Below are 18,404 nucleotides of genomic sequence, written 5' to 3'. Positions count from 1 at the left end.
CTCAGCTCTCCTCTCCGAGCCGGAGCACCTCGCCGAGGCGCATCCGACGGTTGTTCAGGGCCTCCACCGCCAGCGCGAAGCCCAGCGCGACCACGCCGAGCCCGACCGTGGCGGCGACCGTACCGGGGGCGAACCCCACCCGCACCGGCGTGCCGTTGGTGAACGCGGCGAGGCCGAGCAGCGGGGTGAGCAGCAGCGGCAGCAGCACCCCGACCAGTGCACCGGTCAGCACCGACACCCCGACCAGCGGGGCCAACTCCACCAGCAGCAGCCCCCGCCACTGCCGGCGGGACAGCCCGAGGGTGCGCAGCCGGGACAGCACCTCGCCCCGGGCGCGGGCCCCGGCCAGCACGGTGAAGGCGACCGCGAGCAGCGCCAGCACCCCACCGGCCACCGCCCCGGCGGTGAACCCGAACGCCAGCAGCCCGTTGGCGCCCCCGCCGCCCAGCCGCAGCCGGGTCTGTGACCAGGTCTGCACCGCCACGCCCCGGGGCCGTTCCCGGCCGGTGACCGCGCCGCCGGTCTGGTAGCGCTGCTGCCCCTCGTCCCCGGCCTGGCGCAGCGCCCCGACGTCGAGCCGGTCGCCGGCCACCAGGAACCCGGTGGGCACCGGCGGACTGTCCCGCCGGGGCAGCGCCTGCCAGGGCAGCACCACGTACCGGCTGGTGTTCGGCCGGGCCAGCGGGAAGTCGGCGACGGTGTCGGCGGGGATGAACTCGTACCGCTGGCCCTGCACGGTGACGAAGGCGGACCGCAGGCCGGCGTCGGCGAGGTCGGCGGCGACCGCCGGGGAGACCACCGCCGGCAGCGGGCCGTCGCCCGGCCGGGCGTCGCGGAGCGGGCCGGGCACCGGGACGTCCCGGCCGGCGGCCCGCGCCGTACGGGCCAGGCCGGGGCCGTCGACCAGCAGCACGCTGGTGTCGCGCAACCGGGCGTCGGTGCCAAGGGCGTCGGTGGCCAGGCGTTGCGCCGACTCGTCGACCAGCCCGGTGGCGGCCCGCACCCCGGGCAGCCGCTCCAGGGCCGGCCCGGTGTCCGGGGCGAGCCGGTCGCCCCGGATCAACGCGTCCGCCGGCACCGCGCGGGTGGCGACGTCGTCGCGGGTGTCCTCGATGCCGGTGGCGACCACCGCGCAGAACGCGGCGGTGGCGACCGCGAGCACCACCACGACCAGCGGGGTGGCCGCCGCCGCCCGGCCGGCGCGGGCCGTGCCCAGGAAGGCGACACTTCCCCGGGTACGCGCGGCGAGCCGGCCGGCCAGCCGCACCGGCCACGGGTACAGCCGCAGCGCCAGCACCGACGCGGCGATCGCGACCAGCGCCGGCACCGACACCAGCAGCGGGTCCACCGTGCCGGGGGTGAGGCCGCGCCGCCGCAGCAGCACCACCGCCAGCCCGGCCAGCAGCACCAGCGCGGCCTCGGTGGTGGCCCGCCGGGCGGACGGCCGCAGCCGACCCAGATCCCGCCGCCCGACCACCCCGGACGGTACGGCCAACGTCGCCACCGGCAGCGCCAGGGTGACCAGGACCGTCGCGCCCACGGCGAGCGGCCCGGTGCCGCCGGGCGCACCGGGCAGCAGGCCACCGAGCAGCCAGCCGAGCCCGGCGGCGGGCGGGACGACCAGCAGCGACTCGGCGAGGCTGCGCCGCAGTCCGGTGGTGGCCCCGCCGCCCCGGGCGCGGATCAGCACGAACTCGGCGCGGCGGCGGCGTACGGCCAGCGCGGCGGCCAACACGACCAGCCCGGCCAGCGTCGCCAGCACCCCGGCGGCGATGACGGCGAGCAGGGTACGCGCCGAGGTGACCGCCCGGCTGAACTCGCGCAGCGGGACGTCGACGCCCTGGGTCAACTCGGTGTCGGTGGCGGTGCTGGCCCGCGCCAGCCGTTGCACCCCGTCGACGAGCTGGTCGATGTGCCGCACGTCGATGCCGTCCGCGCCGAGCCGGTAGCGCCAGGTGAAGGAGATCGGCCGCCCCTGCCCGGCCAGCCGGTCCAGGGCGGCGACGGCGACCGCCCCGACCAGGATGAACGGTTGACCGTCGCCCTCCGGCTCGCCGACCTGGAGCAGCGACGGCAGGGCGTCCCAGCTTCCGTCGGCGGGGTCGACGGGGCGGAACGTCCCGACCACGGTCAGCGGGGTGGACGGGTGCTGCGGGTCGGGGGCGGCGAGTCGGAGCCGGCTGCCGACGCGCAGCCCGAACCGGCCGGCGACGTCGGCGGCGAGGGCGACCTGCACCGGGGCGTCGTCGTCGGGTGGGACGGCCGGCCAGCGTCCCTGCACCAGGGTGCCGGTCGTCTCGATGCCGGGGGCGGCCCGCAGGCCCAACTCCACCAGATAGTTGCCCCGGGCCAGGTCGGGGCCGGTGACCAGGTCGCCGGGGGTCTGCGCGGTGTACCAGCGGTGCGCCACGGCGGCACGCACGTCGGCGGGCATCCGTTGCTGGAACGTGTCGAGGTCGGCGGCCCGGCTGCTGGCCGGTGGCGCGTCGACGACGGGCCGGGTGGTCCAGGTCAGGTCGCGGCGGGCGCCGGGTTCGGCGGCGAGGTGTTCCCGCAGCCCCTGGTCGGCCAGCCGGTTGGCCACCCTCGGCACCCCGGCGACCAGCAGGGCGATCACCAGGGTCAACGCGGCCAGCAGCAGGAACTGCCCGCTGTGGGCGCGTACCCGACGGATCACGACGCCGATGTTCATCGCTGGTCCTCCCCGTGGTGCAGCGGTCCGGTCGTCGTGGTCCTCACCGGTCTCCCCCGGTGCGCAGCCGGGCGGCGGCGACCCGCTGCCGCAGCCCGGCTGCCATCGCCGCGCTGCCGGCCAGCGCGGCCAGCAGCAGTCCCGCCACGGTCCACCCGATCGGGGTCCAGGCCAGGGCGAACGTCGGTGCGGGCACGGGTCGCCCGGCGGCCGGGGTGAGGATCACCAGGGGTGCCATGGTGGCCCCGACGACCGCGCCGAGCAGCAGGCCGACGCCGACGCCGATCCCGGCCAGGAAGGTCTGTTCGGCGAGCAGCGCGCGGGCCAGCAGCCGGGGGGACGCGCCGAGGGTGTGCAGCACCGAGAACTCGCCGAGCCGGTGCCGGGCGGTGGCCCACACGTCGACCACCAGGCCGACCAGGGCGAGCAGCACCGAGCCGAGGGCGGCGGCCAGCAACCCGGTCCGGGCCCCCTGCCAGTACGGGTCGTCGGCGGCCACGGCGGCGGCCTGCCGGCGGTCCAGCAGGGTCGTCCCGGGTAGCGCGGCGGCGGCCCGGGTCGCCTCGCCGTGGGCGGTGGCGTCGGTCCGCAGCCACCACTCGGGTACCGGCCGGACGGTGCCCGAGTTGCGGATCAGCCAGTCGGTGGCGGCGGGCAGGTCGAGCAGCACCCCGTCCCCGGCGGTGGCGGGCAGCGCGGTCACCTCCCCGACCAGGCGCACCGGCAGGGAGACCCCGGACAGGGTCAGCTGCACGGTCTCCCCGGGCCGGACGTTGAGCGCGGCCCGCACGGCCGGGCTCATCACGGCCGGTACGGCGGTGTCCGGGCCGTCCGGCACCACCGCGAAGCGGGACGCCGGCTGGTAGGCGTACCGGCCGCCGTCGAGGAAGCCGACGGGGTGGGTGGCGGTCAGTCCGGCGTCGTCGGCGGTGGCGGTGCTGCTCCCGGCGGACTCGGCGGCGGCCACCCGCCACCGGCCGGTGGGTGTGAACGTGGTGGACCGGGCATCCGGGCCGACGGTGCGCAGGTCCCGCACCTTCAGCGCGTACGCGGTGCCGGCGACGTCCCCGCCGTCGGCCTCGAACCCGGCCAGCCGCAGTCCCGTGACGGCGGGCAGGTCGACCCGGAACCCGGTGGCCCGCCCGTCGCTGCCGGTGCGCGCCACGGGCAGCCGGTAGGCCAGCCCGTCGGCCCGGGTGAGCAGCACCGACACGGCGATCCGGTGCGGGACGACGGCCTGGTCGACGGGGGTGCTCACGGTGCCGGTGAGGCTGCGGGCGTCGGCCGGCAGCGGCTGCCCGAGGGCCGGTCCCCGGGCGGCGGTCAACTGCGCGAACAGTTCCCGCGCGGGCCGGTCGGCGAGCCGGTCGCTGAGCTTGGCCACCTCGGCTGCCTGTGCGGTGTCCAGGCCGAGCACGGTGGCCTGCCGGTCGTCCCGGCCGACCCGGATGTCGTCCCGCCAGGCCGGCAGCGCCCGGTCGACGCCGGGCAGCGCGGCGAGCGCGGCGGCCCGGTCGACGGGGGCGACGCCTGTGCGTTCGACCAGCCGCAGGTCCGCGCCGACGCGGTGGTCGGCCTGGTCGACCTGGGACCGTTCCCCGGTGGCGACGAGCGACCAGGCCAGGGTGCTGCCGCCGACGGCGAGGGCGAGCAGCAGCACCGGCCCGGCGTGTGGCCGCCGCCCGGCCTGCCACATGCCGAAGATGGTCGCGGTCCACGGTCGCCTGTCGACGAACCGTTCGGCGAACCGGGTGGCCGGCGGCAGCAGCCGTAACGCCACCACCGCCCCGGCCAGCACCCCCAGGGTCGGCGCGGCCACCAGCAGCGGGTCGAGGCCGAGGTCGTTGCCGGCACCGGCCAGCGGTGAGGAGTAGCGGCGCAGTTGCACCCAGGCGAGGACGGCGAAGGCGACCAGGGCCAGGTCGAGTCCGGCCCGGCTGACGGTGGTGACCCGGTCGGGGCGGGACCGGGCGGCCAGGTCGGCCACGTAGGTGCCCGCGCCGCGCAGGGTGGGGGCGACCATCGCGACGAGGCAGCCGGCGGCGGTGACCAGGGCCGCCGCCCAGACCCACCGGCCGCCGCCGACGGCACCGCCGAGGTCGACCGGGCCGTCGGCGGCGACCCGGCGCAGCGCCCCGCCGGCGAGCAGGGGCCCGAGCAGGGCGGCGGGGACGACCACCAGGGTCGCCTCCCGGGCGGCGAGGCCGGCGAGTTGCCGGCGGGCCGCACCCCGGGCCCGCAGCAGCGCGGTCTGGGCGCGCCGGTCCTCGTGCAGCAGGGCGGCGATCAGCACCAGCGCGTACCCGCCGAGGACCACGATCAGCAGCAGCGGGGTGGCCAGGGCCGAGCGGCCGGCCAGGTCGGCCCGGCTGATCCGGTCGATGAGCCGGTCGAGGGTGGTCACCGCCTGGGCCGACGAGCCGAGCCCGGCCGCCTCGGGCACCCCGGTCGCGGCGGTGGCGACGGCCCGGCGCAGCGCCGCCAGCCGGTCCGCCCCGACCACGGTCAGGTCGGGCGCGACCACCCAGGCGGCGGAGACCGGGCCGGGGAAGGTGGCCGCGAAGTCGGCCGGGTCGAGCACGAACGGCCCGTGCGTGGCGTCGCCGTCCGCGTCGGTGCCCAGTCCGGGGGCGAGCCGCCAGTACGGGTCGGCCGGGTCGCGGGGACGCCAGGTGCCGGCGAGCACCACCTCGGTACGCCGGTCGGCGCTGCGGTCGCGCATCGGCACCCGGTCGCCGGTGCGTAGGCCCAACGCGCCGGCGACCTTCTCGGGCAGGGTGGCCTGGAGCGGGCCGGCCCCGGCGGTCGGCCAGACGCCGTCGACGAGGTCGGCGTGCCGGGCCAGGTCGTCCAGGGTGGCGAGGGTGGCGAAGACCGGTTCCTTTCCGGTCCGGATGCCCGGCCCGAGGGTGCCGGTGAGTTCCCGGCCGGTGCCGTAGCGGGCGGCGGAGACCTGGATCGAGGTGCCCTTGAGGGCGGTGGCGAAGCCGTCCCGGACGGCCCGGTCACGGGTGGCGTACTCGGTGCGGTCGCGGCCACCGGAGCCGCTGACCAGCAGGCTGCGTTCCTCGACGGGCGCGGCGGTGATCAGGGCGCGCTGCCCGGCGTCGACGGCCCGCCGGTTGTAGTCGGCCAGCCCGGTGACCAGTGCGATCGCGACCAGTGCGGCGGCGACCGCCGCGAGCAGCAGTCCCCGCGCCTCGCGGGCCCGCCTCCACACCAGCTTCATCCGTTGCCTCCCCGGGGCCCGGGGTCGGGCCGACGGAGAGCAAGAGCGGTGACCCGGCGGGAAAGGTTCGCACCCGTTACTTGATCGTTACCCTGCCCCGCCGGTTGGTCCGGCGGCGTGGATCTGGTGTGATCGGCGGCATGGAAACCGCGCTGATGCTGTCGACTCTCGCCCTCGTGCTGGCGCTGGTGATGCAGTTCCCGCTGCGCAACCGCCGCGACGACGTGTCGTTCCGGCTGGTGGAGATCGAGCGCCGCCAGCGGCTGATCATGGAGCACCTGGGCGTCGTGGACCGGGGCCCGGCCCTGCCGGGGGTGCGGGAGCACCTGGCCCGGGGCGACAAGATCCGGGCGATCAAGGCGTACCGGGAGGCGACCGGGACGGATCTGCGCACCGCCAAGGAGGCGGTCGAGGCGATCGCCGCCGGACGCTGACCCTATGATCGACTCAAGTGGGCCGACATTGCGCGGTCACACCGACCACCGAACGCAAGATCGACTCAAGTGGGCCGACGTTGCGCGATCACACGGCTTACATACCGCAACATCAGCGACATTGAGTTGATCACCCCGGCGATCGCAGCGCGATCACACCGGCCACTGAACCCACGATCGACTCAAGTGGGCCGACATTGCGCGGTCACACCGGCCACTGACCCCACGATCGACTCAGGTGGGCCGACGTTGCGCGGTCACAGGGCTTACATACCGCAACATCAGCGACAATGAGTTGATCACCTCGGCGATCGCAGCGCGCGCCGATCCGGCGTCGATCATGGGGTCGGCGTCCAGGCCCGGCCGGGACGCCTTGCGACCCGGCCAGGGTCAGCCCCGGACCGGCGTCCGGCGGGCCGGCCGGTACATGGAGCAGACCAGCGGGCCGCCCTCGATCGTGGTGCGCGCCAAAACCGCGAAGCCGAGGCGTTCGTAGAGGCGGACGTTGCGTTCGTCGGAGGTCTCCAGCGCGATGCCGTTCGGGTCGCCGGACTCGTCGACGAGGGTCACCCCCGCTGCGGCGACGGCGGAGCCGAGACCGACACCGCGCCGGTCCGGGTGGACGCCCAACGTCGCGAGTTCCCACGCGCCGGGTGGCCGCGTCGGCAGCTCGACGGCCATGAGTGCCGCCAGCCGGTCACCGTGCAGCTCCGCGATCCGCGCCTGGAGGTCCTCCCCCGGCGCGGGCGCGTCACCAGGCAGGAACGCGGCGACCGCCTGAGCGTCGTCAGCGACGAGGACGATGCCGTGCGCCAGGGCGTGCCCCAGGTAGAGGGCCTGTAGCTCTTCGAGTCGACGCGGGTAGTCGTCGGCCGGGATCGACCACCGCGTCCACGGGTAGTCGTGGAAGGCGACGGCGAGCGTACGCGCGGCGCGGGGCAGGTCGACGGCGGTGGCCCGGCGGATCTGGCTGGTCATCGGCCCGAGCCTAGTCAGTCCGTCGTCAGCTCCGGCCGGTGCTCACGGATCCACGCCTCGACGTCAGCCTTCCGCCACACCTTGCCCATCGCCAGCACCGCCACGGGTTCCGGGAAGTTCCTCTGGTTGGCGATCACGGACGCGCGCTGTCGGGAGACGTTCCCGAGCATCGTCCTGATCTCCGACACGCCGACGAGGTCCACGGGTTGACAATGACAGCACCCATCGCTCTCGACGCCGACAACTACGCAGGCTGTTGACATAGACAACAGGCAGAGTCACGATGGCGGCGTGACCGAGTCAAACGTTTCGCCTGTTCATGGTCGGCAGCGGCGGCCCGTGGGCGGGCATCCGCCGATGCGCCCGCTGTGGCACTGCCGGACGTGCGCCGCGCCCTGGCCGTGCCAACCCGCCCGGCTGCTGCTGACCAGGGAGTACCGGCGGGACCGGGTGGCCTTGTCGATCTACATGGCCAGCCAGTTGTTCGAGGCCACCGCCGATCTGGTGCGGCTCAATCCGAACCCGGCTCCGTCCCCGGCGGAACTGTTCGACCGTTTCCTCGCCTGGACGGCCCGACCGTCCACCCGGGCCGCCAACGCGTCCGGGCCGGACGACGGGCATCGGCCCGGGGCGGCGACCCCGGAACCGGAAACGGCTGCGGCTGCGGACCGTCCGGCCGACCGGCTGCCGGAAACTATCTGACGAGCAGGGTCAGCAGTCCGGTGAGGGCGACGAGGACGGCGGCCACCCCGGTGAGTACGGCCGGCAGGATCTTGAGGTATTCGAGGATCACGGAATGCCGGCCCGGCACCCCGCTGATCCGCTGCGTTCGTCTCGTCGTGGCCGCCATGGTGATTCCCCTGTCCGGTGCCCGCGTCCGGTCGGATGAATCGGAGCCGCTGACCGGCGAATCGTCTGCCGCCGCCGGGTAGCAGCCGACCGGACACTCCACAGCGAGGGCATAATCCCTGTTCACACGAGTGCAGCCGACTTCCGCGCATCCTACCTTTCATATTCGACCGTAGGCGTGACGACCAGTCGAGCGCAATCATCAGTACCGGAAAGAGTACGGAGGAATGCCATTTTCACGCGTGGGAGTGGCATGCCGCGCAACTGATTTCGGATTACCGGCAGGCACCCCGTACCGGCACCACCGCCGGCATTCCGATTTCCGCCGGTGGCGCGCGGTCGGTTGTCAGGCGGTCGCGTCGTCGGCCGGGCGCTTCGCCCGACTCGGCTGCACCCGTTTCGGTTCGCCGGGCATCTTCGGATGGTCGGGTGGATAGGGCAGGTCGCCCAGGCCCTGCCCGGCGTCCCGCTCGGCCCAGTCGAGCAGGGGGGTGATGTCGACCGGGTCGTCGTCGATGCCCGCGTGCGGGTCGCCCCGCTCGGCCAACCTGGCCGGCACCGTCCGCAGGTCGAAATCGTCGGGATCGACGTCGGGCAACTCGTCCCAGGTGACCGGGGTGGAGACGGTGGCCCGCGCGTTGGCCCGCAGCGAGTACGCGCAGGCGATGGTGCGGTCCCGGGCCATCTGGTTGTAGTCGACGAAGACCCGCCGCCCGCGCTCCTCCTTCCACCAGGCGGTGGTGACCAGGTCGGGCCGACGCCGTTCCAGCTCCCGGGCCAGCGCGATGGTGGCCCGGCGCACCTCGGTGAACGTCCACCGCGGGGCGATGCGCAGGTAGACGTGCAGCCCCCGGCCGCCGGAGGTCTTCGGCCAGCCGGTGACGCCCAACTCGGCGAGGATGCCCCGCAGCTCGGCGGCGGCCGTCGCCGCGTCGGTGAAGTCGGTGCCGGGCTGCGGATCGAGATCCACCCGCAGCTCGTCGGGATGGTCGACGGCGGCGGCCCGGACCGGCCACGGGTGGAACACCACCGTGCCCATCTGCGCGGCCCAGGCGACGTGGGCGAGGTCGGTCGGGCGCAGCTCGTCGGCGCCCCGGCCGCTGGGGAAGGTGATGCCGACCGTCTGCACCCACGGCGGCACGCCCCGGGTGGGCACCCGCTTGGAGAAGAATGCCTCCCCCGCGATGCCGTCGGGGAAGCGTTGCAGGGTGGTCGGCCGGTCGGTCAGTGCGCGCATGATGCCCTCGCCCACCGCGACGTAGTAGTGGAAGACGTCGGCCTTGGTGAACCCGCGCTCCGGGAAGATCACCCGATCCGGGCTGCTCAGCCGGACGCTGCGCCCGGCCACCTCGACCTCGGTCGCCGTCGTCTTCCCGCTGGCCGCCATGGCGCGACCATATGCGATGCCCCCGACATCCGACGTACGGTTGACAGGTGAGTCTTGACGAGAGCGAACTGCCCCGCACCGAGGACGAGTGGCGGGTCCGGCTGACCCCTGAGGAGTTCCGGGTGCTGCGCGAGGCCGGCACCGAACGCCCCTTCACCGGCGAGTACGTCGACACGAAGACCCCCGGCGTCTACCACTGCCGGGCCTGCGGGCTCGAACTGTTCTCCAGCGACACCAAGTTCGACTCGCACTGCGGCTGGCCGAGCTTCGACGACGCCATCCCGGGCCGGGTGCGGGAGATCCAGGACACCAGCCTCGGCATGGTGCGGACCGAGATCCGCTGCGCCCGCTGCGACAGCCACCTCGGGCACGTCTTCCACGGCGAGGGCTTCACCCCGAAGGACACCAGGCACTGCGTGAACTCGGTGTCGATCCGGCTGGAGCCGAATCAGGGCTGAGCCGGAGCGGGCCGCACCGGAGCAGGGCCACACCGACGCCGAGCCCGCGCCCGTGCCCGCGCATGGGCACGCCGGGCGGTCAGAGCAGGAGCAGGCTGCCCTCGTCGTCCACCCGGTCGGCGGCGGAGTCGTCGAGCCAGACACCCCCGGTGGCCAGGTAGCGGAACCGGTGCTCGCCGGGGCCGAGCCGGACGGTCACCGTCCGCGTGCCGTCCCGGCGCGGCACCAGCTCGTGCCGGCCCGGCTGCCAGTCGTTGAAGCAGCCGACGACGCTGACCGTGCCGGGCGGGGTGTCCCGGGGCAGGCAGAAGGTGACCCGGGTCTGGGTGCCGAAGAGTCTGGTGCGCTTGATCACGTGATCCTCCCGGGGTCGGGGCGTCCTACCGGGTCCAACGCCCGACACGCCGGGGCGAAACGCCGTCCGACCCAAGCGATCCGGGGCATTTCGCCCTGCGCGCCCGCCGGCCTGTCGCACCCTGGGGGCAGATGTCCGATGCGGAGGGGTGTGACAGGTGGCTACCTGCGAGGTCTGCGGCAACGACTACTGGATGGCGTTCGAGGTGCGTACGGTCAGCGGTGACGTGCACACCTTCGACTCCTTCGAGTGCGCGGCGCACAAGCTCGCGCCGATCTGCGAGCACTGCCAGGTGAAGATCATCGGGCACGGGGTGGAGGTCGGCGGCCGGTTCTTCTGCTGCGCGCACTGCGCCCGCGCCGTGGAGGCCCTGGGCGCGGAGATCCGCGACGCGGTCGGCGCCCGCCCGGCCTGACCAGCCAGGCCCGACCGGTCGTCCACCCGGCTTGGCCCACGGCCCGACCCGGCCGGCCCCGACGCCACGGGGCGTGCCGGGCCGGCGGGCGGGCCGCCTACCATCGCCTGATGGCACCGCAGACCGTCGACGTCCACGTCGCCAGCTTCACCGAGCTGGACGTACGCACCTTCCACGACCTGCTGCGGTTGCGGATCGACGTGTTCGTCGTGGAGCAGCACTGCCCGTACCCGGAGCTGGACGGGCGGGACGTCGAACCCGGCACCCGGCACCTCTGGCTGGCCCACGACGGCGTCGTGCGGGCCTACCTGCGGCTGCTCGCCGACCCCGGCGGGGTGGTGCGGATCGGCCGGGTGGTGGTGGCCCCGGCGGCCCGCGGCGGCGGGCTCGCCGGCCGGCTGATGACCGAGGCGTTGCGGCTGGTCGGCGACCGGCCGTGCGTGCTGGAGGCGCAGGCCCACCTGGCCGGCTTCTACGCCGGGCACGGCTTCACGGTGACCGGCCCGGAGTACGTCGAGGACGGCATCCCCCACCTGCCGATGCGCCGGAGCGGGCCGGGCAGCCCGAAACATTGACGGACACCGCTTTCCTGTGCAAGCCTGCGGGGGCAGTGGGAGCCGCACAGCAGGCACGGGAGGGGCAACTCCCGGCCGTCCGGGCGTCGATCGACAGACCCCTTCACCTCGGAGGCTCCATGTCCACCGTCCTACGCAGACGACCCACCGCGCTCGCGGGGTCGCTGCTCTCCATCGGCGCGATCATCGCGCTGCTGCTCACCACCGCCCTGGCCAACTCGGCGTCCGCGCACGGCGCGGTGGTGAACCCGGGGTTCCGCGCCTACAGCTGCTGGGAGCGCTGGGGTGCCGAGTTCCAGAACCCGCGCATGGCCACCGAGGACCCGATGTGCTGGCAGGCCTGGCAGGCCGACCCGCAGGCCATGTGGAACTGGAACGGCCTGTTCCGCGAGGGGGTCGCCGGCAACCACCAGGGCGCCATCCCGGACGGCCAGCTGTGCAGCGGCGGACGCACCCAGAACGGCCGCTACAACGCCCTGGACACCGTGGGCGCGTGGAAGACCACGTCGGTCGCGAACAGCTTCCGGCTGAAGTTCTTCGACCAGGCCAGCCACGGGGCCGACTACATCCGGGTGTACGTCACCAAGCAGGGCTTCAATTCGGCGACCACACCGCTGGGCTGGGGCAACCTGGAGCTGGCCGGGCAGATCGGCAACACGCCGGCCTCCCAGTGGGACAGGGACACCGGTGGCGTGTCGATCCAGATCCCGGTGAACGCGCCGGGCCGTACCGGTCGGCACATCGTCTACACCGTGTGGCAGGCCAGCCACCTGGACCAGTCGTACTACCTGTGCAGTGACGTGGACTTCGGCGGCGGCACCAACCCGACCACGCCGCCGCCCACCACGGCGCCGCCGACCACCCCGCCGCCCACCACGGCCCCGCCGACCACGCCGCCGCCCACCACCGCCCCGCCGACCACCCCGCCGCCAGCGACCGGTGGCTGCACCGCGACCTACCGGGTGACCTCCACCTGGAACGGCGGGTTCCAGGGTGAGGTGGACGTGACCGCCGGGTCCTCGGCGATCAAGGGCTGGACGGTGAACTGGACGTACTCCGGGGGCCAGCAGATCAGCCAGGCGTGGAACGCCACGCTGACCAGCAGCGGGTCTGCGGTGACCGTCCGCAACGTCAACTACAACGGTGCGTTGGCCGCCGGCGGGAAGACCACCTTCGGCTTCCTCGCCTCGGGCAGCAGCGGCACCAGCCCGACCCCGGTCTGCACCGCGACCGTCTGACCGGTCGGCACGGCACAGCAGACGCGACACCACGGAGGTAGTGGCCTCCCGCGCGGCGGGAGGCCACTACCTGTGCGATCGGGCACGATCTCGACCGCCGGGGCACCGCGACCCGGGGCGGGCGGGACAGTCAGACCAGGCAGTTGACGATGTCGGCGACCGAGCGACGCCGGCCGGTGTAGAACGGGACCTCCTCGCGGACGTGCCGGCGGGCCCCGGAGGCCCGCAGGTCCCGCATCAGGTCGACGATCCGGTGCAGCTCGTCGGCCTCGAAGGCGAGCATCCACTCGTAGTCGCCGAGGGCGAACGAGGCGACCGTGTTGGCCCGGACGTCCGGGTAGCCGCGCGCCATCTTCCCGTGCTCGGCCAGCAACTCCCGCCGCTCGGCGTCCGGCAGCAGGTACCACTCGTAGGACCTGACGAACGGGTAGACGCACAGGTACGGCCGGGGCGCCTCGTCGGCGAGGAAGGCCGGGATGTGGCTCTTGTTGAACTCCGCCGGCCGGTGCAGCGCCAACTGCGACCACACCGGGGTCAACGCCCGCCCCAGGGTGGTCCGACGCAACCGCAGGTAGGCGTCCTGGAGGGCGTCGCTGGACGACGAGTGCCACCAGATCATCACGTCCGCGTCGGCGCGCAGCCCGGCCACGTCGTACATGCCCCGGACCACGACGTCCTTGCCGGCCAGCTCCTCGAAGAGCGACTCCACCTCACCGGTGACGTTCTCCCGCAGCGCGGGCAGGGTGCCGGTGGCCCGGTACACCGACCACATGGTGTAGCGCACGGTGTCGTTGAGTTCCCTGATCCGGGCCGCGTTGGACTGCTCGGTGCTCTGCTCGGTCATGGACCCGATCCTCCCAGTGCTTCGATGATCTCGTCGGCCGCGCTCTCGCCGGAGCGGACGCAGACCGGGATGCCGACCCCGTCGAAACCCGCGCCGGCCACCGCCAGGGTGGGGTGCGACGCGCGCAGCGCCGCCCGGACGCCGGCCACCCGCCCGGTGTGACCGGGGGCGTACTGCGGCAGCGCGCCGCCCCAGCGCTGCACGTGACCGGCGACCGGCGTGGGCAGCGCCACCCCGAGCACCCGGGTCAGGTCCCGGTGCACGGTGGCGAGCAGGTCGTCGTCGGTGACCTGGAGCGAGGTCTCCTCGCCGTACCGGCCGACGGAGGCGCGGACCAGGGCCAGCCCGTCCGGCGCGGCCAGGTGGCCCCACTTGGTGGTGAAGAAGGTGGACGCCTTGATCAGCAGCCCCTCGGTCGCCGGCACCAGGAAACCGGAGAGCCGGGGCAGCTCCGGCGCGGGCAGCGCCAGGGTGACCAGCGCGACGCTGGCGTAGTCCAGCCCGCCGACGGTCGCCGCCTGCGCCGCGGCGAACCCGGTGAGCAGCCGGGCGGTGGGCCGGGCCGGCACGGTGAGCAGCACCGCGTCCGCCTCGACCGACTCCGGGTCGCGGGTCGGGCCGACGGTCAGCCGCCAGCCGTCGCCGACCGGGGCCAGCTCGCGGACCGCCGCGTTGCGGCGGATCGTCGCGCCGCTGGCCGTGGCCGCCGCCTCGACCAGGGTGCCCAGCCCGCCGGCCAGGGTGCCGAAGACCGGTGCGCCGGGGGCGCGCGGCGCGGCGGCCTGCGCGGCGCGGACCGCGCCGACCAGGGTGTGTTCCACCCGCGCCGCGCGGGCCAGCGCCGGCATGGTGGTGACCAGGGACAGGTCGTCGGCCCGCCCGGCGTAGACGCCGCCGAGCATCGGGTCGACCAGCCGCTGCACCACCTGCTCGCCGAACCGGGACCGGACCAGCGCGCCGACCGAGACGTCCTGGTCCGCGTCGAGCAGCGGCCGGCCGCCGTCGCGGTCGGCGTCCGCCGTGGGCTCGGCGACCGTCGCCACCGCCGCCAGGTCCCCGGGTACGCCGACCAGGGTGCCGCCCGGGACCGGGCGCAGTCCGCCGTCGACGACGAGCGCGGCCTGCCCGACGGTGGGGTGCACGATCCGCCCGGCCAGGCCGAGCCGGCGGGCCAGGGTCACCGCGGCGGACTCACCCCCGGCCGGGTCCCGCATCAGGAACGACTCCGCGCCGAACTCCACCGGCCGGCCGGCCAGCTCACCGGTGCGCAGCTTGCCACCGAGCGCGCCGGACTGCTCGTACACGGTGATCTCGGTGTCGGCGGGGGCGCGGTCGCGCAGCCGGACCGCGGCGGCCAGGCCGGTGATCCCGCCACCGACCACCGCCACCCGCCACGGCCGTGCCCGCACCGCTCAGCCCTGCTCGTCCCGGCGCGCGGACACCTCGTGCACCAGCGCGACCACCCGGGTCAGCACCTCGGGGTCGGTCTCCGGCAGCACGCCGTGACCGAGGTTGAACACGTGACCGGGGGCGGCCCGGCCCTGCTCGACGATCCGCCGCACCTCGGCCTCGATCACCGGCCAGGGGGCGAACAGCACGGTCGGGTCGAGGTTGCCCTGCACGGCCCGGTCCGGACCGATCCGGCGGGTCGCCACGTCCAGCGGGGTACGCCAGTCGACGCCGACCACGTCGGCGCCGGCCTCCCCCATCGCGCCGAGCAGTTCGGCGGTGCCCACCCCGAAGTGGATCCGGGGCACCCCCGCGTCGGCCAGGCCGGACAGCACGGCGGTGGAGTGCGGCAGGACGAAGCGGCGGTAGTCGGCCTCCGACAGCGCCCCGGCCCAGGAGTCGAAGAGCTGCACGGCGGAGACCCCGGCGTCGACCTGCACCCGCAGGAACGCCAGGGTGACCTCGGCGAGCCGGGCGCAGAGCGCGTGCCACAGCTCGGGCTGGCCGTACATCATCGCCTTGGTCCTGGCGTGGGTCCGCGACGGTCCGCCCTCGACCAGGTAGCTGGCCAGGGTGAACGGCGCGCCCGCGAAGCCGATCAGCGGGGTGTCGCCCAGTTCGGCGACGAGCAGCCGGACCGCTTCGTCCACGTAGGACACGTCGGAGCGGTCGATGCGGTGGACCCGCTCGACGTCGGCGACGGTGCGCACCGGCTCGGCCACCACCGGCCCGGTGCCGGCGACGATGTCCAGGTCGACGCCGGCCGCGGCGACCGGGACGACGATGTCGCTGAACAGGATCGCCGCGTCGACGCCGTGCCGGCGGACCGGCTGGAGGGTGATCTCGGCGACCAGGTCCGGCCGGCGGCACGAGTCGAGCATCCCCACGTTGGCCCGGATCTCCCGGTACTCCGGCAGGGACCGGCCGGCCTGGCGCATGAACCAGACCGGGGTGTGCGGGACGGACTCCCGGCGGCAGGCCCGGACGAAGGGCGAGTCGGCCGGCCCGCTGCGGCGGGATTCTCCGTCTCGGGCGGCGGTGCCCGTGGTGTCGGTGGTCATCGCGGCAATCGTGCCACGCACCCGCGCGGGCCCGACGGGCAGCGCCGCCATTTGTGACCCGCGCCCCCGGCGCGCGCCGGTCGGCGGCGGCCCGGGTGCACGGCCCGCGCCGGTCGGCGGTGGCCGGGTGCCCGCCCCGCCCGGCCGCCGTGGCCCGGGTGGGCCGGTCCGCCCGGCCGTGGGCCGGTCCGCCCGGCCGACGGTGCCACGCGGACCACCGGAACGTCCCGGTCGACGGCGGGACGCGGCACTTCGGCGTGCCGTCCCGGCGGGCGACGGCGGGTCGGCATAGGCTGCCGGTCATGGCCCCCCCGATCGCGCTCCCGGAGACGTTCGCCCGCGCGGTCGCCGGCCTGCGGTCGGTCACCCCCCGGGCGGAGATCGTCCTGGAGGAGGTCGGCGCGCCCCAGCGGCTCGCCCCCTACGCGTTCGCCCTCTCCGCCACCGTGCTGCGCGACGACGACGAGGTGGCCGACGGGCGGCTGATCCTGCTGCACGACCCGGCCGGGCACGACGCCTGGCAGGGCACCCTGCGGCTGGTCACCTACGTGACCGCCGACCTGGAGGTCGACCTGGCCGCCGATCCGCTGCTGCCGGGGGTGGGCTGGACCTGGCTCACCGACGCGTTGGAGGCGCACCAGGCGTGCTACCGGGCGGCCGGCGGCACGGTCACCCAGACCGTGTCGACCCGGTTCGGCGACCTGGCCGGCCCGCCCGCCGCCGGGGACGTCGAGATCCGGGCATCCTGGACGCCACTCGGCGAGGACCTGGGTGCGCACCTGTCGGCCTGGTGCGCGCTGCTCGCCTCCACCGCGGGGTTGCCGCCGCCCGGCGTCACCGCGCTCACCGACCGCCGGCCGGCCGGCGCGGCCTGACCACCGGCCGGCCCGCCGGTAGCGACGCGACACGCCCGGAGCACAAGCCGATGTCCCCGACGCCCCGGGGACGTCCCACCCGACGGCGAATGTCCCCCACGCGAGGTGGCCGTCCTCACCGCCCGGACCATCGCCGGACACCGGCACGACACACACCGGACCGCCTGCGCACACCATGTCGCCCGGGCGCACTAGGGTTGTCAGGTGACCGACGAACCACCCCTGCGCCGTCGGGCCGCCGAAAGCCGTACGGCAGACGTTCCGCCCCCGGCCGTCGCGGAGCCGGCGGACGCGGGCACCGAGCAGCCCTCCGGCGGGCCCGTACCGCTGACCGCGCCCCGTGACGGCACCCCCCAGCCGGTGGCCACCCCCGCCGAGCTGGACGAGGTCGTGGCCCGCTTCGCGGCCGGCACCGGCCCGGTGGCCCTGGACGCCGAGCGGGCCTCCGGGTACCGCTACAGCCAGCGGGCCTACCTGGTGCAGCTGCGCCGGGAGGGGGCCGGCACCACGCTGATCGACCCGCTGCCGCTGCCCGACCTGACCGCCCTCGACGAGGCGATCGGTGACGCCGAGTGGGTGCTGCACGCCGCCAGCCAGGATCTGGCCTGCCTGGCCGAGGTGGGGTTGCGTCCGCGCCGGTTGTTCGACACCGAGCTGGCCGCCCGGCTGGCCGGCTTCGAGCGGGTCGGCCTGGCCGCGCTGACCGAGCAGTTGCTCGGCTACACCCTGGAGAAGCACCACTCGGCGGCGGACTGGTCCAGCCGTCCGCTGCCCGAGTCGTGGCTGACCTACGCGGCGCTGGACGTCGAGATGCTCGTCGACCTGCGCGACGCGCTGGACGCGGAACTCCACGCGCAGGGCAAGTCGGCGTGGGCGGCGGAGGAGTTCGCCGCGCTGATCACCTGGGCCACCCGGCCGCCCCGGGTGCGGGCCGAGCCGTGGCGGCGGACCTCCGGCATCCACCGGGTCCGGGGGGCGCGGGCGCAGGCCCGGGTCCGGGCCCTGTGGTATGCCCGGGATCAGATCGCCGTGCGCCGCGACGCCGCTCCGGGCCGGGTGCTGCCCGACTCGGCGATCATCGCCGCCGCCGAGCTGGACCCGAAGGACGAGAAGACGCTGCTGACCCTGCCCGGGTTCGGCGGCCGGTCGGTGCGCCGGCTGGCCCGGTCCTGGCTGACGGCGCTCGACGAGGCCCGCCAGTTGGCCGACGACGCGTTGCCGGTCACCCCGACGGTGGAGGGGCCGCCCCCACCGCACCGGTGGGCGGAGCGCGACCCGGTGGCCGCCGGGCGGCTGGCCCGCTGCCGGGAGGTGGTGGTCCGGGTCGCCGGTGAGCACCGGCTCCCGCCGGAGAACCTGATCACCCCGGACTCGGTACGTCGGCTGGCCTGGCAGCCGCCCGACGAGATCACCGTGGACACCGTCACCGAGGTGCTGCGCGGCTACGGCGCACGCCAGTGGCAGCTCTCGCTCCTGCTGCCCGCGCTCGCCGAGGCACTGCTGCCCGCGCCCCGGGCCTGAGCCACCGCCACGCACCGCCGGGGACCCGGGTGCGCCGTCACCAC

The 18,404-nt window shown here is 75.2% G+C and carries 17 protein-coding genes and 1 pseudogene; 8 read left to right on the top strand and 10 right to left on the bottom strand.

The annotated features are described in order from the left end of the window. Position 1: 1 nt before the first annotated feature. Both ACN268_RS30105 and ACN268_RS30100 read right to left on the bottom strand, forming a co-directional pair. A complete protein-coding gene (locus ACN268_RS30105; protein WP_421486408.1) occupies positions 2-2,692 on the bottom strand; it encodes an FtsX-like permease family protein in 2,691 nt (896 codons plus the stop codon). 43 nt (positions 2,693-2,735) lie between these two features. After that, positions 2,736-5,921 carry an FtsX-like permease family protein gene (locus ACN268_RS30100; protein ID WP_421486407.1) on the bottom strand — a complete coding sequence of 1,062 codons (3,186 nt, stop codon included), beginning with the start codon at positions 5,919-5,921 and terminating at the stop codon, positions 2,736-2,738. Between the two features lie 140 nt (positions 5,922-6,061). On the opposite strand from ACN268_RS30100, the gene ACN268_RS30095 reads away from it, so the two are divergent. Further along, the gene (locus tag ACN268_RS30095; RefSeq protein WP_402890847.1) at positions 6,062-6,355 is read left to right on the top strand and encodes a hypothetical protein; all 294 of its coding nucleotides are present in this window, start codon (positions 6,062-6,064) and stop codon (positions 6,353-6,355) included. A 390-nt stretch (positions 6,356-6,745) separates the two neighbouring features. Here ACN268_RS30095 and ACN268_RS30090 read toward each other — a convergent pair whose 3' ends face one another. Then, positions 6,746-7,333 (bottom strand): GNAT family N-acetyltransferase, encoded by a 588-nt coding sequence (locus ACN268_RS30090; protein ID WP_421486405.1) that lies wholly within the window; start codon positions 7,331-7,333, stop codon positions 6,746-6,748. Between the two features lie 14 nt (positions 7,334-7,347). Next, the gene (locus ACN268_RS30085) at positions 7,348-7,536 is read right to left on the bottom strand and encodes a hypothetical protein (RefSeq protein WP_421486403.1); all 189 of its coding nucleotides are present in this window, start codon (positions 7,534-7,536) and stop codon (positions 7,348-7,350) included. A 154-nt stretch (positions 7,537-7,690) separates the two neighbouring features. Between ACN268_RS30085 and ACN268_RS30080 the strand changes: the two are divergent. Next, positions 7,691-7,924 (top strand): annotated as a pseudogene (locus tag ACN268_RS30080) (hypothetical protein); the annotation flags it as partial. Positions 7,925-8,027: 103 nt separating this feature from the next. Here the strand turns inward: ACN268_RS30080 and ACN268_RS30075 are convergent. Both ACN268_RS30075 and ligD read right to left on the bottom strand, forming a co-directional pair. Further along, on the bottom strand, positions 8,028-8,183 hold the full coding sequence (locus ACN268_RS30075; RefSeq protein WP_363656503.1) for a hypothetical protein: 156 nt from the start codon (positions 8,181-8,183) through the stop codon (positions 8,028-8,030). A gap of 345 nt (positions 8,184-8,528) precedes the next feature. Further along, a complete protein-coding gene (gene ligD / locus ACN268_RS30070; RefSeq protein WP_421486402.1) occupies positions 8,529-9,569 on the bottom strand; it encodes a non-homologous end-joining DNA ligase in 1,041 nt (346 codons plus the stop codon). 47 nt (positions 9,570-9,616) lie between these two features. On the opposite strand from ligD, the gene msrB reads away from it, so the two are divergent. Beyond that, on the top strand, positions 9,617-10,027 hold the full coding sequence (gene msrB / locus ACN268_RS30065; RefSeq protein ID WP_421486400.1) for a peptide-methionine (R)-S-oxide reductase MsrB: 411 nt from the start codon (positions 9,617-9,619) through the stop codon (positions 10,025-10,027). 79 nt (positions 10,028-10,106) lie between these two features. Here msrB and ACN268_RS30060 read toward each other — a convergent pair whose 3' ends face one another. Next, the gene (locus ACN268_RS30060; protein WP_421486398.1) at positions 10,107-10,382 is read right to left on the bottom strand and encodes an isoamylase early set domain-containing protein; all 276 of its coding nucleotides are present in this window, start codon (positions 10,380-10,382) and stop codon (positions 10,107-10,109) included. 157 nt (positions 10,383-10,539) lie between these two features. On the opposite strand from ACN268_RS30060, the gene ACN268_RS30055 reads away from it, so the two are divergent. The 3 genes from ACN268_RS30055 (at position 10,540) to ACN268_RS30045 (ending at position 12,610) form a co-directional block, all read left to right on the top strand. After that, on the top strand, positions 10,540-10,797 hold the full coding sequence (locus tag ACN268_RS30055) for a Prokaryotic metallothionein (RefSeq protein WP_088645482.1): 258 nt from the start codon (positions 10,540-10,542) through the stop codon (positions 10,795-10,797). A gap of 110 nt (positions 10,798-10,907) precedes the next feature. Next, on the top strand, positions 10,908-11,372 hold the full coding sequence (locus tag ACN268_RS30050; RefSeq protein ID WP_421486396.1) for a GNAT family N-acetyltransferase: 465 nt from the start codon (positions 10,908-10,910) through the stop codon (positions 11,370-11,372). Between the two features lie 119 nt (positions 11,373-11,491). Further along, positions 11,492-12,610, top strand: coding sequence for a lytic polysaccharide monooxygenase auxiliary activity family 9 protein (locus ACN268_RS30045; protein WP_421486394.1), 1,119 nt, complete (start codon positions 11,492-11,494; stop codon positions 12,608-12,610). A 130-nt stretch (positions 12,611-12,740) separates the two neighbouring features. Here the strand turns inward: ACN268_RS30045 and hemQ are convergent, their stop codons facing one another. The 3 genes from hemQ to hemE are packed head-to-tail and all read right to left on the bottom strand — an operon-like array spanning position 12,741 to position 15,964. Then, complete coding sequence (hemQ, locus tag ACN268_RS30040; RefSeq protein ID WP_363656387.1) at positions 12,741-13,454, bottom strand: hydrogen peroxide-dependent heme synthase; 714 nt, start codon at positions 13,452-13,454, stop codon at positions 12,741-12,743. After that, complete coding sequence (gene hemG, locus ACN268_RS30035) at positions 13,451-14,863, bottom strand: protoporphyrinogen oxidase (protein ID WP_421486393.1); 1,413 nt, start codon at positions 14,861-14,863, stop codon at positions 13,451-13,453. The genes hemQ and hemG overlap by 4 nt, the downstream gene beginning before the upstream one ends. A 3-nt stretch (positions 14,864-14,866) precedes the next feature. Further along, the gene (gene hemE, locus ACN268_RS30030) at positions 14,867-15,964 is read right to left on the bottom strand and encodes a uroporphyrinogen decarboxylase (RefSeq protein WP_421486391.1); all 1,098 of its coding nucleotides are present in this window, start codon (positions 15,962-15,964) and stop codon (positions 14,867-14,869) included. A gap of 302 nt (positions 15,965-16,266) precedes the next feature. Here hemE and ACN268_RS30025 point away from each other — a divergent pair, with 302 nt between their 5' ends. Together ACN268_RS30025 and ACN268_RS30020 are read left to right on the top strand one after the other, a co-directional pair. Beyond that, positions 16,267-16,839 (top strand): DUF3000 domain-containing protein, encoded by a 573-nt coding sequence (locus ACN268_RS30025; protein ID WP_302741547.1) that lies wholly within the window; start codon positions 16,267-16,269, stop codon positions 16,837-16,839. Positions 16,840-17,043: 204 nt separating this feature from the next. Then, the gene (locus tag ACN268_RS30020; RefSeq protein ID WP_421486389.1) at positions 17,044-18,360 is read left to right on the top strand and encodes a ribonuclease D; all 1,317 of its coding nucleotides are present in this window, start codon (positions 17,044-17,046) and stop codon (positions 18,358-18,360) included. Positions 18,361-18,404: the final 44 nt, after the last annotated feature.

The organism is Micromonospora sp. WMMD735 (assembly GCF_049178995.1).
GTDB lineage: Bacteria > Actinomycetota > Actinomycetes > Mycobacteriales > Micromonosporaceae > Micromonospora > Micromonospora wenchangensis.
The sequence above is the reverse complement of the archived record's forward strand: the minus strand, read 5'-3'. Positions and strand labels throughout refer to the sequence as shown.